Origin of the sequence: Klebsiella sp. 7-CIP_Kleb. (assembly GCF_050378655.1) — a bacterium.
GTDB lineage: Bacteria > Pseudomonadota > Gammaproteobacteria > Enterobacterales > Enterobacteriaceae > Klebsiella > Klebsiella quasipneumoniae.
Genome location: NZ_JBNRLJ010000001.1, coordinates 238,213 through 251,280 on the forward strand (window position 1 = coordinate 238,213; position 13,068 = coordinate 251,280).

Genomic DNA, 13,068 nt, shown 5'->3' on the forward strand with positions numbered 1-13,068 from the left:
GCTTGTTAATTTTTGGCGAAAGTGATTTATCAGCTGGCTGGCGTTGGAATTGTTGAAGCCGGTATACTCACGGACTGAAACCATCTTTAAAAAATGAATATTTACGGGACTTTATTTAACTATGTTCGATTTGTTTAAAGCGATAGGGCTCGGCCTGGCGGTGCTTTTACCGCTGGCGAATCCGCTGACTACCGTGGCGCTGTTCCTCGGCCTGGCGGGCAATATGAACAACGCCGAGCGTAACAAGCAGGCGTTGATGGCCTCGGTGTATGTCTTCGCCATCCTGATGGTGTCATGGTATGCCGGCCAGGTGGTGATGAATACATTCGGCATATCAATACCTGGGCTGCGAATCGCCGGGGGGTTGATTGTGGCCTTTATCGGTTTCCGCATGCTGTTCCCCCAGCAAAAAGCCCACGATTCGATGGAAGCGAAGATCAAATCGGAAGAACTACAGGATGAGCCGACCGCCAATATCGCCTTTGTGCCGCTGGCGATGCCGAGCACCGCCGGTCCGGGCACCATCGCGATGATCATTAGTTCCGCCTCGACCGTTAAGCACGGGGTGGACTTCCCGGAGTGGGTGGTGCTGGCGGCGCCGCCGATTATCTTTGCCCTGTTGGCGATCATTCTCTGGGGTTGCCTGCGCAGTTCGGGGGCGATTATGCGTCTGGTAGGCAAAGGCGGCATTGAGGCCATCTCACGACTGATGGGCTTCCTGCTGGTCTGCATGGGCGTGCAATTTATTATTAATGGCGTGCTGGAGATCATTTCGACCTGGCATCCCTGACCGCGGTGATGCGCAGAGAGACAACAGCCCGCCGGAGCGATACCGGAGGGCTTTTTTTGCGGCTGTATTAAGAGTGGTGCGGCTGGTGTTCTTCCAGCGATACCGGCCAGCGGCGGAAGATCAGCAGGGCCCAGATCAGGCCTGCCAGCGCCGGGATAGCGCCGATATAGCCGATGGAGGCCATAGAGAGATGCAGACTCACCTGGCTGCCCACCAGCGCGCCGGCGCCAATGCCGATATTAAAGATGCCCGAGAACAGCGACATGGCGACGTCGGTGGCGTCCGGGGCGGAGGCCAGCACTTTCACCTGCATGCCGAGACCGATAATCATAATCGCCACCCCCCAGAAGATGCTGAGCAGCATCAGGTGGTGCGGGTTATGCGAGGCCGGCAGAAGCAGCAGCAGACAGGCCAGCAGCAGGCCGATGGCGAGGCTTATCAGCCCCGAAGCGTGCTGGTTACCGAGCTTGCCGAACAGAATGCTGCCGATAATCCCGGCCCCGCCGAGGATCAGCAGCAGCACGGTGGCAAAATTGCCGCTCAGACCCGCCACCGTCTGGACGAAGGGTTCGATATAGCTGTAGGCGGTATAATGGGCGGTCACCACCACTACGGTCAGAATGTATACGCTGACCAGCGCCGGGCGACGGAACAGCACCGGCAGGCTCTTCAGCGAGCCTGAGTGTTCGCTCGGCAGGGTCGGCAGCAGTTTCACCAGGCAGACCAGGGTGGCTAACGCGCCCAGGCCGATCGCCAGGAAGGTCATTCGCCAGCCAAAATACTGGCCGATGATGCGGCCGATCGGAATCCCAAACACCATCGCCAGCGCGGTACCGGTGGCGATCAGACTGAGCGCCTGCGCCCGTTTGCCCGGGGGTGCCATGCGGATGGCTAGCGCCGACGTTATCGACCAGAACACCGCATGGGCGAAGGCGATGCCGATGCGGCTGATGACCAGCACGTCAAAATTCCATGCAAAGAACGACAGCACATGGCTGGCGATAAACAGAATAAACAGGCCGATGAGCAACCGCCGGCGCTCCACTTTGCTGGTCAGCAGCATAAACGGCAGCGACATTAACGCTACCACCCATGCGTAGATGGTCAGCATCATGCCCACCTGGGCGGTTTCCATGTCGAAGCTGTCGGCAATATCCGACAGCAGACCGACCGGGGCGAATTCTGTGGTGTTAAAAATAAACGCGGCGATGGCCAACGTCACGACACGTAGCCACGCTACCTTGCGTGAGACCGTATTCGTAGTCATAAGCTCTTGACTGGTGATTCAGGGGAAGATGTGACGCCGATCATAAAACGTTTGCTGGCGAAAAGACAATCATTATGTGATCTGTCTCTCATTTCACTGTAAGCAGCCAGGCGCGGTTAAGCAATTAATTTTGCTATGGATAGTGTCAGAGGGGCACTTTTATGTCATGTTGAAGGAAAGTAAAAAAAGTAAGGACAGTGTATGCAGGAAATTCAATTTTATCTGGTCGATGCTTTCAGCGATAAAAACTTCGGTGGCAATGCCGCGGCCGTCTGCCCCCTCAGCGAGTGGTTAGCCGACGATGTGCTGCTGAAAATGGCCCAACAGCATAATCAGTCCGAAACGGCGTTCTTCGTCCGCACCGACGAAGGCTATGAGCTGCGCTGGTTTACCACGCTGCACGAGATCAACCTCTGCGGTCATGCCACCCTGGCCGCGGCGCACGTTATTTTTGAATATCTCGACCATCCCTCGGCGACCATCACCTTCAGCACCCGCTTCGTTGGCGACCTGCGAGTCACCCGCAGCGGCGACTGGCTGACGCTCGACTTCCCGGCGTGGACGACCACCTCGGTGGCCAACCCGTCGGCGGACCTGCTGGCCGGACTAGGCCTCGAGGCGGCCGTCGAGGTACGTGAAGGGCGCGATTATCTGGTGCTGCTGGCGGATCGTCAGCAGGTTGAAGCGGTGCGGCCGGACATGGCGCGCCTGCAGACGCTTGGCAAAATGATCTGCGTCAGCGCGCCGGATGAGGAATATGACTTTGTCAGCCGCTTCTTCTGCCCGGGTGAAGGGGTGCCGGAGGATCCGGTGACCGGCTCCGCCCATAGCATGCTGATCCCCTGGTGGGGCGAAAAACTGGGGAAAACCACCATGATGGCGCGCCAGGGCTCCGCCCGCGGCGGCGACCTGCGCTGCCAGTGGCAGGGCGACAGGGTGCTGATCGGCGGCCAGGCCACCACCTATCTGCGCGGGACTGTCTATTTGCGTTAATCATCACCGCCGCGTCGTTCCGCTGTCCGGGGACGGCGCGGCGTGCGTCATCAGGCGAGGGAGGCGCCACCGCACATCACCAGCTCCTGTCCGGTCATCGCCGATGCGCCCTCACTCAATAACCAGCTTATCAGCGAGACCACCTCTTGCGGGGTAATGAGCCGCCCCAGCGGCGGCAGCTGCGGCGGGGAGCTTTCCCTGCCGGGCTGACGGAGCATCGGCGTATCGGTTGCCCCGGGCGCCACCACGTTGACCGTCACCCCAGCGGGCGCCAGCTCTGCCGCCCAGCTTCTGGCAAGGGCGACCAGCGCGGCTTTGGTTGCCGTATACTGTGAACGACCCGCTGCGCCACGTGATGTACGGCTTCCCAGCAGAACAATCCGCCCACCCGGCCTCATGGCCGGGGCGAAGTGATTGACCAGCGTCTGGGCCGCGTCGACATGTAAACGCCACAGCGACTCGCCGTGCAGTGGATCCAGATTGCCCAGGGTTGCGGCGGTCATCGAGCCCGCGGCGTGGATGATGGCCTGAGGAGGCTCAATCTGCTCCAGCGCCGCCAGCAGCGCGCTGCGTTGGCTGACGTCGACCGTCAGATGGCGAAAGTTCGGCTGTGAGAAGGGCGGCAGCGAACGGCTCATGCCGACCACCTGCCAGCCGTCCTCCAGCAACTGCCTCACCACCGCGGCGCCGATCCCGGAACTGGCCCCGGTTACAATTGCCTGCTTCATCGCGCCTCCAGCATCGCCGCCGGGATCTTGAATACCGCCTTTCTGACCGGCGCTGGCGTCGAAACCGCACACAGCGCCTGGTGCGGTTCGCCGGGGTAAAAGACCGCGAAGTCGCCGGGACGCAGCAGAATAGAGACACTCTCCGGGGCCGGCTGACAGATATAGAGGTCGGGCTTAATCTCATTATCTTCCGGGCGCATCGCGGGAGCCATGCCCGCCTGGATCCGCTCCTCGCCGGCCAGGATGACCTGAATATCCGCCCACTGGCGATGATATTCCGTATGCCGCTCGGCCGCGGGCTGGGTTTGCACCACGCTGAGGGTGCAGAACCACGGCGCGCCGTCGGGCTGGAACCGGCCATCCACTCTGGCGCTCAGAGCGGCCAGCGAGCAGACCTCGCTGCTCAAAAGCTGGTTTAACGCCGGCGGCAGGCCAGCCTGCTGCAGCGCCTGCAGATTACCGATAATCATGCGCTTTCTCCTTTCACCCACTGTGGCGAAACGCGAACATACTTGATCGCCTGGCGGTACCAGGTGTAGGCGATATGCAAATTACCGTCTGCTCCCTGTTTGATGCTGGGGTAGGAGAACTCCCGGTTCAGCTTCTGCTCCGAATTATTGGTCATGCAGTAGCCGTCACCCTCGTCAAGATTGCGCAACCACGGCCAGCTTTTGCCGCCATCGGGTGAAATCGCCACCGTCATCGGCGCGCGTGGCGCGCCCCAGAAGGCGCTTTTCCCGGTTGTTTCCGGCTCCTTACGGCCATCGTCATCCGCAATTTCATCGTACAGCGAGGCACGGCGTTCAGTGGCTCCGGCGGCGCTCATATTATTGAACACCAGCACCAGTTCGCCATTGTCGAGAGTTGTCGCCTGAATGGACGAGTTATTGTTCGGCAGCGTCGTGGGCGCCGGCGCAGACCAGCTTTCACCCTGGTCGCTGGAGTGGCTGAACCAGATATGATCCGCCCAGCGACTGCGAAAGAAGGCCGCCAGTCCGCCGTCGGGATGCGGGGTGATGCTCATATGGACGCAGCCAAGGCTCTCCGGGACTGCCACGTCACGCCAGCTTATGCCGCCGTCTGAGGAGATTTTCACCGCGCTGACGTCATTGTTACCCACCCATTTCTCGCCTGGTTCGGTGCGGCAGTAAAACACTGGCAACAGCCAGCTGCCGTCAGGCATGACGCTAATCGGCTGGCGAATAAAGGTACCGGGCTGATCCAACAGGGTGTCGATGGGACCCCAGCTTTGCCCGCCGTCATGTGACTGGCGGTAGCGGACAATGGCGGTATCCTGGTTGCCGGCGTATTGCGCCGTCCATAACAGCCACACTACCTGGTCAGGCGCCTGAAACAGCACCGGATTTTGTTCCGAGCGGTCAGGATCGTCAGAGAGCTTAACCGCTTCGCTCCAGCGATCGCTGTCGGTGGCTAACCGCGATCCCCAGATCGAAATGTCGGCTTTCCCTTCCTGCGAGCCGCCGAACCAGACGCACATCAGGCTGCCATCTTTCAGCTGAAGCAGGTTGGCGGCATGATTTTGCGGGCAGGCGCAGGGGAGCATCGCCCATGCGATATGTTCATCTTGTGGGTGCTGGCGAATGACGCCGTCGAAAGAAGGTATTGTGGTCATGTTTTAGACTCCACGTTGCTCAACAGGGGCAGGAGATGATTGTGATTTATTCGGGATCAAGCGATCGAGGACCATAATGATCGCCGGGGTCGCCAGGGCGACATACATGTTATTGATGCCGAACGGATCGCCAAGTAAATACCAAACGGAGGTCACCACGCAGGCGCCGATCAGACCGGCATTGGCGCCGCGGGTGCTCCGGAAAAACGGTGCGTAGAAGGCGATAACCGCCACCACGGTAATGGACAGGCGGATGGCGCGGGTGAAGAAGGAGAGTTTCAGCACTTCCGGCACCAGCAGCACAAAGACCAGCGGCAGGAAGCCGATAATTAACGATGCCCAGCGCGTGGCTCTGAACTCCTGGTCCGGGGTCGGGTTACGCCATGGCACGTAGAAATCTTTCACCACCAGCGAGGCAATGGCTAGGGCAACGGTACTAACGCTGACGAATATCGAGGCCACAAGTGACGTTGTCACGAGTCCCGCCAGCCACGGGTTCATGTCCTGCAGAAATACCGGCAGGGCGTACAGGCTGTTGATTTCCGGATGCAGATATTTCGCCGCCACGCCGATGATAGCGATGGCAAGGGCGATGGGCAGGCAGAAAAAGAAGGCGATCCAGGTGGAACGCTTTGCTGACCGGACATCTTTGGTGGAGCTGATCGCCTGGATAACAAACTGGGTGCAGAAGATGGAGCCGATGGTGCCGATAAGCCAGGCGAAGATGGTGCCAGCGCCAATGTTGCCATCCCACGTCCAGTAGTAATCCGGCATATTCTCAATCATCGGCGTGAAGCCGCCGGTTTTGGACAGAGCAAAACCCAGAATGATCAGCAGTCCGGCGTATTTTAACGCGCTGTGTAACATGGTGACCCAGGCGACGCCTTTCATGCCGCCGAAAGCGAAATAGAAGGTACTGACGATGGCGGTAATAAAGGCGGCCACGGGTAAGTTGACTTTTAAGACGGTGGAGATAGCCGCGGCGCCGCTGACGTAGTTGCCCACGTTAACCAGCAACAGCGCATAAATCATGATCAGGGAAATGATATTTTTGGTACTGGTGCCATATTTCTCAGCGATAGCGCCGGAGATGGTGATTTTCCCGGTGTTATAGATGCGTTTTACCAGAATCAAACCGAACAGCGGGAAACCGATGGCTGCCCCCAGCACGGACCATGAAGCGGCAATGCCGCTCTCAAAGGCGGCCTGAGCGGTACCGATGGTTGATTTGGCACCAATATATTCCGACATCAGTAATATACCGACAATTAAGGCCGGCATGGCGCGCGAGCCTTCCATAAAATCCCCGGAATTTTTACTACGAATACGGAATGTCAGCCAGGTGGTAAACAGAATATAGGCAATGACAATGCCGACAATAATAAAGGTATCTTCAGCGGTAAAATGATTCATCTTAGCCTCTCTCTGGGCGTACGAATCCTGGGTACGACGGTACCCGGTCTGTTTTATTTACGAAACGCAGCGGGTATTACGCTAAATAACGGGCAATGATGCCGCGAATTTCCTGCAGCTGCTGGTCACTGAACTGCACCGCGTAGCGGCTGTCGCCCACCTCATGACCCATTAGCTGCAGAGCTTTCTTCACCGCCGCAGGCGAGAACGCCACTTTATACAGATCGGTGCGCAGGCCCGTTACCTGCTCCTGGGCCTGGCGCGATCCGACGATATCCCCGGCGTGAAAGCGCGACCAGATGGCGTTAATTTCCGCGGGCGCGACGTTGGCAAGCCCCGAGATGCACGCCGAACAGCCGTCGACAAATCCTTGATGGATAAGCGAGTCCGGTCCGTTCAGAACGTCGAAACCGTCGATATCGCGCACCGCGTCGAGAAAACCTTTCAGGCTGTCGTAGCTGCCGGCGCTATCCTTAATGCCGACAATATTCTCGTGCCTGGCCAGCTGACGCGCGGTCTCCGGGGCAATGGTGTTCCCGGTGCGGGCGGGAATGTTGTAAAGAAAAAGCGGGACACTCAGCGCGTCGGCGATCGCCGTATAGTGGTTAATCAGTTCTTCCTGCTTCAAGGGCACGAACCACGGGGTAATGGCCGATACCGCATCAACCCCGAGGCGGGCGATCTGCTGGCCCAGCCGGAGAGTCTCGCGGGTGGAAACCTCCCCGATATGGGCCACCACCGGGACGCGACCGGCCGCTTCTTCCACACAGGTTCTGGCGACGGCGATCTTCTCTTCCTCATTGAGGACAAAAAACTCGCCGTTGGTGCCGCCGCAGAAAATACCGTTGCCCGCGGCGATCTGGCGCTGCACCTGCTGGCGTAGCGCTGGCAGGTTAAGCGCGCCCTCGACGGTAAAGGGGGTGACGATGGCGGTCAGTACGCCGCTGATAGCTTTCCTCATTTTACTTTCTCCTGTTAGGCATGTTATGGAAACAGCGTCTGGTAGATGGCCGCGATCTCTTCGCGGCTGACGCTGCAGGGTGCATTGTTCATCAGGCGTTTAACGTTTTGCGCCGCCGCGCTGAGGGCGGGAATGCTCTCCTGCGGCACGCCGAGAGCGGCGAGGTTATCGGGCAGCGGTAAGCGTTTGACCAGCGCCGCCAGCCACGCGACCAGCGCATGGGATTTCTCTTCCTCGCTGAGCGTGCGATCCGCGTCGGGGATCAGATCCCAGACCTGAGCAAATTTCACCACCGCGTGGGGGCGGATCACCCGCATACAGGGCGCCAGAAGAATGGCGTTGGCCACTCCGTGCGGCAGATGCCAGGTGCCGCCGAGCGGATAGGAGAGCGCATGTACCAGGTGGGTGCCCGCATGGTTAATCGCCGCGCCGCCGTACCACGAGGCCCAGAGCATCTCCAGCTTCGCCGTCAGATCCTGCGGCTGATTCACCGAGCGTTCGATATGGCGCACCAGCTTGTGCAAACCGATTAACGCGGCGTTATCGCTTACCGGGTTGGCGACGGTGGAGGTAAAGCACTCCAGCAGATGGCACAGGGCATCAATGCCGGTCGACGCCGCGATGCTGGCCGGCATGCTGGTGGTCAGCTCCGGCAGCAAGGCGACATAGTCCGGCAGGAGCACCGGGGAGATGATCCCCACTTTGGTCTGCTGCTCGGGGATTGCCAGAATGGCGTTCGGCGTCGCTTCGGAGCCGGTCCCGGCGGTGGCCGGGATTAACAATGAGCCGATCCGTCGTTGCGGCTGCTCGCCTGCCAGCAGGGCCGTCAGAGCGGGCGCCTCAGGGTGCAGAAGTACGGACAGCAATTTTGCTACATCCAGCACGCTTCCCCCGCCGATGCCAACAACTAACTGTGGCTGGCTGGCGTCGAGCTGGCTGACGATCTGCGCCACATCGTGATGGCTGGGCTCGGCCGGTACCGTGTCAATGACCTCAACTACACGCCCCTCAGCCGCCAGCAGACGATGGATCGCCTGGGTTGCTTCCAGCGCCCCGACGTTCTTGTCGGTCACCAGCAGGATAGAGGTTTTACCGGCCAATAACGGGAGCAGAGCCGATGAGGCACCCGCCCCGCTGATAATCGTGCTGTGTATCGTCGCCACGCGTTTCTCCTTGGTAGCAATTGATTATTTTCAATCATTCGTGAGTTATGGAACTCGTCTGGTGGGGAAAAGTTATAATTTATACGGCGGGTTAATAACTTGAGCTTGCTCACATTTAATCAATTATGATTGAATATAATCAATTCATAATTTCATCGACCACAAGGCAGGACAATGAACGACGGCAATAACAACGTGCTGGTGTTGGCGGATGACTTTACCGGGGCCAATGACGCCGGGGTCAGCCTCGCAGAGGCGGGAATGGCGGTGGAAGTGGCATTCACCGCCGGGCAGACGTCCTCCGTGCGGGCATTAATTCTCAACAGCGACAGCCGGGCGATGAGCGCCGCCGCAGCGGCGGACAAGGTCACCGGTCTGCTGCGCGACGCAGCGACATTCGTCCCACACTGGCAGGTAAAGAAGATCGACTCCACGCTGCGCGGGAACCCCGGAGCCGAGCTGGAGGCCATGATGGCGGTGCAGAACTGCCGGGTGGCGGTGGTGGCGCCGGCGTATCCGGCGGCCGGGCGGCATACCCGTGACGGACGCTGCTATGTGTATGGGGTGGCCCTCGATCAGACCGAATTTGCCAGCGACCCGAAAACGCCGGTGAGCCGGGCGGAGATTAGCGAAATTATCGCCATGCAGAGCCGTCTTCCCTGTCTGACCTTGAACGCTACCCAGCTCCCGGCGGCATTAGCGATGGCGGGCGAGGAGAAGCGAGTATTGATTGTCGACGCCTGGGAAGACAGCCAACTGGATCAAGTGATCGACGCCGTCGCGCCCCATGCGCGAGAGACGCTGCTGGTTGGCTCGGCGGGACTTTGCGAGGCGCTGGCCCGCCGCCTTCGCCGCAGCGAGCAGGGGCCTCTGCTGGCGGTGGTTGGTTCGATGAGCGAGATGGCGCAGCGCCAGGTCGCTGCGCTGCAGGCTCATTCCCGAGTGAGGAAGATTGAAATTGATGTCGAACAGGCCTTTAGCGGATCGCCGAAGGAGGAAGCCTCGCGGATCGCCGAGGTGCTGCGTGAGGGGCAGCACTGCGTGGTGACCACCCGCCCGAATCACGCCGCCCGGCACGGGATTGAAGCCCAGTGTCGCGAACATGGCCTCAGCCGCGCGGCCTACGGGGAGCGCATCTGCGCCTGGCTTGCCGACGTCACGGCGCAGGCGGTGGCGCAGTGCCCTCCGGGCGCGCTGTATCTTTCCGGTGGTGATGTAGCCATCGCCGTCGCGCACGCGCTGGGTGCCAGCGGTTTCCAGATCCGTGGCCGGGTGGCGGCCTGCGTTCCTTACGGACATTTTCTCGGTGGCCGCTGGTCGCGGCCGGTGATGACCAAAGCCGGAGGATTCGGCACCGACACCACGCTGTTACATGTTGTGAATTTTATTGAGGAGAAACTGAGTGTCTAAAATGATTGCAGTCACAATGGGCGACCCGGCAGGTATTGGTCCGGAGATTATTATTAAATCCCTCGCCGAGGGGGCGCTGAGCGGCGCGCCGGTGGTGGTGGTAGGCTGCGCGCAGACGCTGCGGCGGATCCTGGCGCTGAATATCACGCCGCGGGTGGAGCTGCGCATCATCGACCATCCCGCCGAAGCAGTATTTACCCCGGCGACGATTAACGTTATCGATGAACCGCTCAGCGATCCGCAGGGGCTGCGTCCTGGCGAAGTCCAGGCTCAGGCGGGCGATCTGGCATTTCGTTGCATCAGACGGGCGACCGCCCTCGCACTGGAGGGCGCGGTCGCGGCCATCGCTACCGCACCGCTGAATAAAGAGGCGCTGCATCTCGCCGGGCACGCTTATCCCGGCCATACCGAACTGCTGGCCCACCTGACGCAGACTACAGATTACGCCATGGTGCTGTATACCGAGAAACTTAAAGTTATCCATATCACGACCCATATTTCCTTGCGCCAGTTCCTCGATACCCTCAATCAGCCGCGGATTGAGACGGTGATTGGCGTGGCGGATCGGTTTTTGCGCCGCGTCGGCTATCCGCGTCCGCGTATTGCGGTCGCCGGCGTCAACCCGCACGCCGGGGAGAACGGCCTGTTTGGCGATGAAGAGATCCGCATCGTCGCCCCCGCGGTGGCCGCCATGCGGGCGGAGGGCGTGGAGGTGACCGGCCCCTGTCCGCCGGATACGGTGTTTATGCAGTGTCATGAGGGGATGTACGACATGGTGGTGGCGATGTATCACGACCAGGGGCACATCCCGCTGAAGCTGCTGGGATTCTATGATGGGGTGAATATCACCGCCGGGCTGCCGTTTATCCGCACCTCTGCGGATCATGGCACCGCGTTTGATATTGCCTGGACAGGTAAAGCGAAGTCTGAGAGCATGGCAACCTCCATTGAGCTCGCCATGCACATCGCGCAGGAATAACATGAAGGGATATAACCGGTTAGAGCAGATTATGGACTTCCTGAAAAGCCATAATCTGGTGACAGTCGACCAGCTGGTGGCGGCGACCAACGCCTCGCCGGCCACCATTCGCCGTGACCTGATCAAACTCGATCAGGAAGGGGTGATCAGCCGCACGCATGGCGGGGTGACTTTAAACCGGTTTATTCCTGCCCAGCCGACGACGCTGGAGAAAGCCCAGCGCAGCCCGCTGGAAAAGCAGGCGATCGCCAGCGCGGCGGCAGCGCTGGTGAAAGCCGGCGACGCCATTGTGCTTGATGCCGGCACCACCATGATTGAACTGGCGCGGCAGATCACCCATCTGCCGCTGCGGGTGATCACCAGCGATTTACATATCGCCCTGTTTTTGTCGGAGTTTAAGCAGATTGAAGTGACGATTATCGGCGGCCGCATCGATGACAGCAGCCAGTCGTGCATTGGCGATCACGGCCGCCGCCTGCTGCAGGCCATCTGGCCCGATCTCGCCTTCGTCAGTTGCAACGGCTGGGACCTTGAGAAAGGGATCACCGCCCCGACGGAAGAGAAGGCCGCCCTGAAGCGCGATCTGATGGCCAATGCCCGCCGGCGCATCCTGCTGGCGGACAGCTCCAAATACGGTGCCTGGTCACTGTTCAACATTGCCCCGCTGGAGTCGTTGACCGATATCGTTACCGACAGCCACCTGCCGGAAGCGACCCGCGAGGCGCTGGTGACCCTTTCCCCACAGCTGATCATTGCCGACTGAACCAGACGTCGCCGTCTGCCATCAGGGCAGACGCGCGATATTGGCTTTGATTACCGCAATCGACTGGCTGAACTTCGCCTGCTCTTCGTCGGCCAGCCGCAGTTCAATAATCTGCTCCACGCCCCCCTGGGCCAGCACCGCCGGCACCCCAGCCGCCGCGCCGCAGACCCCGTACTCACCGTCAAGAATGCAGGAGACCGCCAGCGCGCGGTGGCTACCGGTAAAAATATTACGGCAGATCTCGGCGATGGTGCCTGCCACACCATATTCCGTACAGCCTTTCCCGGCGTAGATCTCAAACCCCAGCTTACGCACTTTGTCGGCCATCGCCTCGCGGTCGAGCGGCCGGCCGGTGCGCTGCTGGTAGAGGTCGGCTATCGGCGAGCCATATACCGAGGAGTGCGACCAAACCGGAAACTGAGTGTCGCCGTGCTCGCCGAGGATAAAAGCGTCGATGCTCTGGGCGCCAATGTTCAGCTCCTGCGCCAGCAGACGGCGCAGGCGGGTGGTATCCAGCCAGACGCCGGTGCCCAGCACCTGGCTGCGCGGCAGGCCGGAGAGCTGCCATACCTGCCAGGTGATGATGTCGCAGGGGTTCGTGGCCACCAGAAAGATGCCGTTAAACCCATTGGCCATCATCGTTGGCACGATGCGCTGCACTATCTTCGCGGTGGTGGTCAGTTCATCCAGTCGGCTCTGGCCTGGACGCAGCGCGCCGCCGGAGACGGTGATCACCGCGATGTCGACATCAGCGCAGTCGCTAGCCTCGCGGGTAGAGATGGTCATCATCCCTGGCAGATAGGCCGCGGCATCGCTGAGGTCCTGAGCGTGGGCCTCGGCGCGCTGTTGGTTAATGTCGACGAGGATCAGCTCCTCGCAGATGCTCTGATTGAGCAGCGCGTAGGCCGCCGACGCGCCGACGTTGCCGGCGCCAATAATCATCACTTTACGGGCTTTGGTGTGCATAT

General features: G+C 60.2%; 13 protein-coding genes. 5 read left to right on the forward strand and 8 right to left on the reverse strand.

Annotation, left to right across the window (positions count from 1 at the left end):
• Positions 1–121 precede the first annotated feature (121 nt).
• Positions 122–790, forward strand: coding sequence for a MarC family NAAT transporter (locus tag ACQUTI_RS01165; RefSeq protein WP_004205969.1), 669 nt, complete (start codon positions 122–124; stop codon positions 788–790).
• Between the two features lie 67 nt (positions 791–857).
• Here ACQUTI_RS01165 and ACQUTI_RS01170 read toward each other — a convergent pair whose 3' ends face one another.
• Entirely contained in the window at positions 858–2,057 is a 1,200-nt protein-coding gene (locus ACQUTI_RS01170) for a sugar transporter (RefSeq protein ID WP_043519538.1), read from the reverse strand.
• A 201-nt stretch (positions 2,058–2,258) separates the two neighbouring features.
• Between ACQUTI_RS01170 and ACQUTI_RS01175 the strand changes: the two genes are divergently transcribed.
• Positions 2,259–3,050 carry a PhzF family phenazine biosynthesis protein gene (locus tag ACQUTI_RS01175; protein WP_122543014.1) on the forward strand — a complete coding sequence of 264 codons (792 nt, stop codon included), beginning with the start codon at positions 2,259–2,261 and terminating at the stop codon, positions 3,048–3,050.
• A 50-nt stretch (positions 3,051–3,100) separates the two neighbouring features.
• Here ACQUTI_RS01175 and ACQUTI_RS01180 read toward each other — a convergent pair whose 3' ends face one another.
• The 6 genes from ACQUTI_RS01180 to ACQUTI_RS01205 form a co-directional block, all read right to left on the reverse strand.
• Positions 3,101–3,778, reverse strand: coding sequence for an SDR family NAD(P)-dependent oxidoreductase (locus ACQUTI_RS01180; protein ID WP_057215131.1), 678 nt, complete (start codon positions 3,776–3,778; stop codon positions 3,101–3,103).
• On the reverse strand, positions 3,775–4,248 hold the full coding sequence (locus ACQUTI_RS01185) for a YhcH/YjgK/YiaL family protein (protein ID WP_114508151.1): 474 nt from the start codon (positions 4,246–4,248) through the stop codon (positions 3,775–3,777). The genes ACQUTI_RS01180 and ACQUTI_RS01185 overlap by 4 nt, the downstream gene beginning before the upstream one ends.
• A complete protein-coding gene (locus ACQUTI_RS01190; protein ID WP_057215137.1) occupies positions 4,245–5,411 on the reverse strand; it encodes a sialidase family protein in 1,167 nt (388 codons plus the stop codon). Before ACQUTI_RS01190 ends, ACQUTI_RS01185 begins: the two co-directional genes overlap by 4 nt.
• A gap of 3 nt (positions 5,412–5,414) precedes the next feature.
• A complete protein-coding gene (locus tag ACQUTI_RS01195; RefSeq protein ID WP_048324146.1) occupies positions 5,415–6,824 on the reverse strand; it encodes a sodium:solute symporter family protein in 1,410 nt (469 codons plus the stop codon).
• A 76-nt stretch (positions 6,825–6,900) separates the two neighbouring features.
• Positions 6,901–7,785 (reverse strand): dihydrodipicolinate synthase family protein, encoded by an 885-nt coding sequence (locus tag ACQUTI_RS01200; RefSeq protein ID WP_064150080.1) that lies wholly within the window; start codon positions 7,783–7,785, stop codon positions 6,901–6,903.
• A 23-nt stretch (positions 7,786–7,808) separates the two neighbouring features.
• Entirely contained in the window at positions 7,809–8,948 is a 1,140-nt protein-coding gene (locus ACQUTI_RS01205; protein ID WP_211774142.1) for an iron-containing alcohol dehydrogenase, read from the reverse strand.
• Between the two features lie 174 nt (positions 8,949–9,122).
• Between ACQUTI_RS01205 and dtnK the strand changes: the two genes are divergently transcribed.
• The 3 genes from dtnK to ACQUTI_RS01220 are packed head-to-tail and all read left to right on the forward strand — an operon-like array spanning position 9,123 to position 12,100.
• Complete coding sequence (gene dtnK / locus ACQUTI_RS01210; protein WP_114506228.1) at positions 9,123–10,358, forward strand: D-threonate kinase; 1,236 nt, start codon at positions 9,123–9,125, stop codon at positions 10,356–10,358.
• Positions 10,351–11,337, forward strand: coding sequence for a D-threonate 4-phosphate dehydrogenase (locus ACQUTI_RS01215; RefSeq protein WP_122543010.1), 987 nt, complete (start codon positions 10,351–10,353; stop codon positions 11,335–11,337). Before dtnK ends, ACQUTI_RS01215 begins: the two co-directional genes overlap by 8 nt.
• Before the next feature lies 1 nt (position 11,338).
• Positions 11,339–12,100: a DeoR/GlpR family DNA-binding transcription regulator gene (locus ACQUTI_RS01220; RefSeq protein ID WP_048324158.1), complete on the forward strand. Its 762-nt coding sequence runs from the start codon at positions 11,339–11,341 to the stop codon at positions 12,098–12,100.
• 21 nt (positions 12,101–12,121) lie between these two features.
• Here the strand turns inward: ACQUTI_RS01220 and ACQUTI_RS01225 are convergent, their stop codons facing one another.
• Positions 12,122–13,066, reverse strand: coding sequence for an L-lactate dehydrogenase (locus ACQUTI_RS01225; protein ID WP_004205964.1), 945 nt, complete (start codon positions 13,064–13,066; stop codon positions 12,122–12,124).
• Positions 13,067–13,068: the final 2 nt, after the last annotated feature.

Excerpts from the sequence above, each read along its gene's own strand:
- ACQUTI_RS01175 (WP_122543014.1), top strand. The coding sequence starts at position 2,259 with ATGCAGGAAATTCAATTTTATCTGGTCGATGCTTTCAGCGATAAAAAC.
- ACQUTI_RS01220 (WP_048324158.1), top strand. The coding sequence starts at position 11,339 with ATGAAGGGATATAACCGGTTAGAGCAGATTATGGACTTCCTGAAAAGC.
- ACQUTI_RS01185 (WP_114508151.1), bottom strand. The coding sequence starts at position 4,248 with ATGATTATCGGTAATCTGCAGGCGCTGCAGCAGGCTGGCCTGCCGCCG.
- ACQUTI_RS01190 (WP_057215137.1), bottom strand. The coding sequence starts at position 5,411 with ATGACCACAATACCTTCTTTCGACGGCGTCATTCGCCAGCACCCACAA.
- ACQUTI_RS01180 (WP_057215131.1), bottom strand. The coding sequence starts at position 3,778 with ATGAAGCAGGCAATTGTAACCGGGGCCAGTTCCGGGATCGGCGCCGCG.
- ACQUTI_RS01170 (WP_043519538.1), bottom strand. The coding sequence starts at position 2,057 with ATGACTACGAATACGGTCTCACGCAAGGTAGCGTGGCTACGTGTCGTG.
- ACQUTI_RS01195 (WP_048324146.1), bottom strand. The coding sequence starts at position 6,824 with ATGAATCATTTTACCGCTGAAGATACCTTTATTATTGTCGGCATTGTC.
- ACQUTI_RS01165 (WP_004205969.1), top strand. The coding sequence starts at position 122 with ATGTTCGATTTGTTTAAAGCGATAGGGCTCGGCCTGGCGGTGCTTTTA.
- dtnK (WP_114506228.1), top strand. The coding sequence starts at position 9,123 with ATGAACGACGGCAATAACAACGTGCTGGTGTTGGCGGATGACTTTACC.
- ACQUTI_RS01225 (WP_004205964.1), bottom strand. The coding sequence starts at position 13,066 with ATGCACACCAAAGCCCGTAAAGTGATGATTATTGGCGCCGGCAACGTC.
- ACQUTI_RS01200 (WP_064150080.1), bottom strand. The coding sequence starts at position 7,785 with ATGAGGAAAGCTATCAGCGGCGTACTGACCGCCATCGTCACCCCCTTT.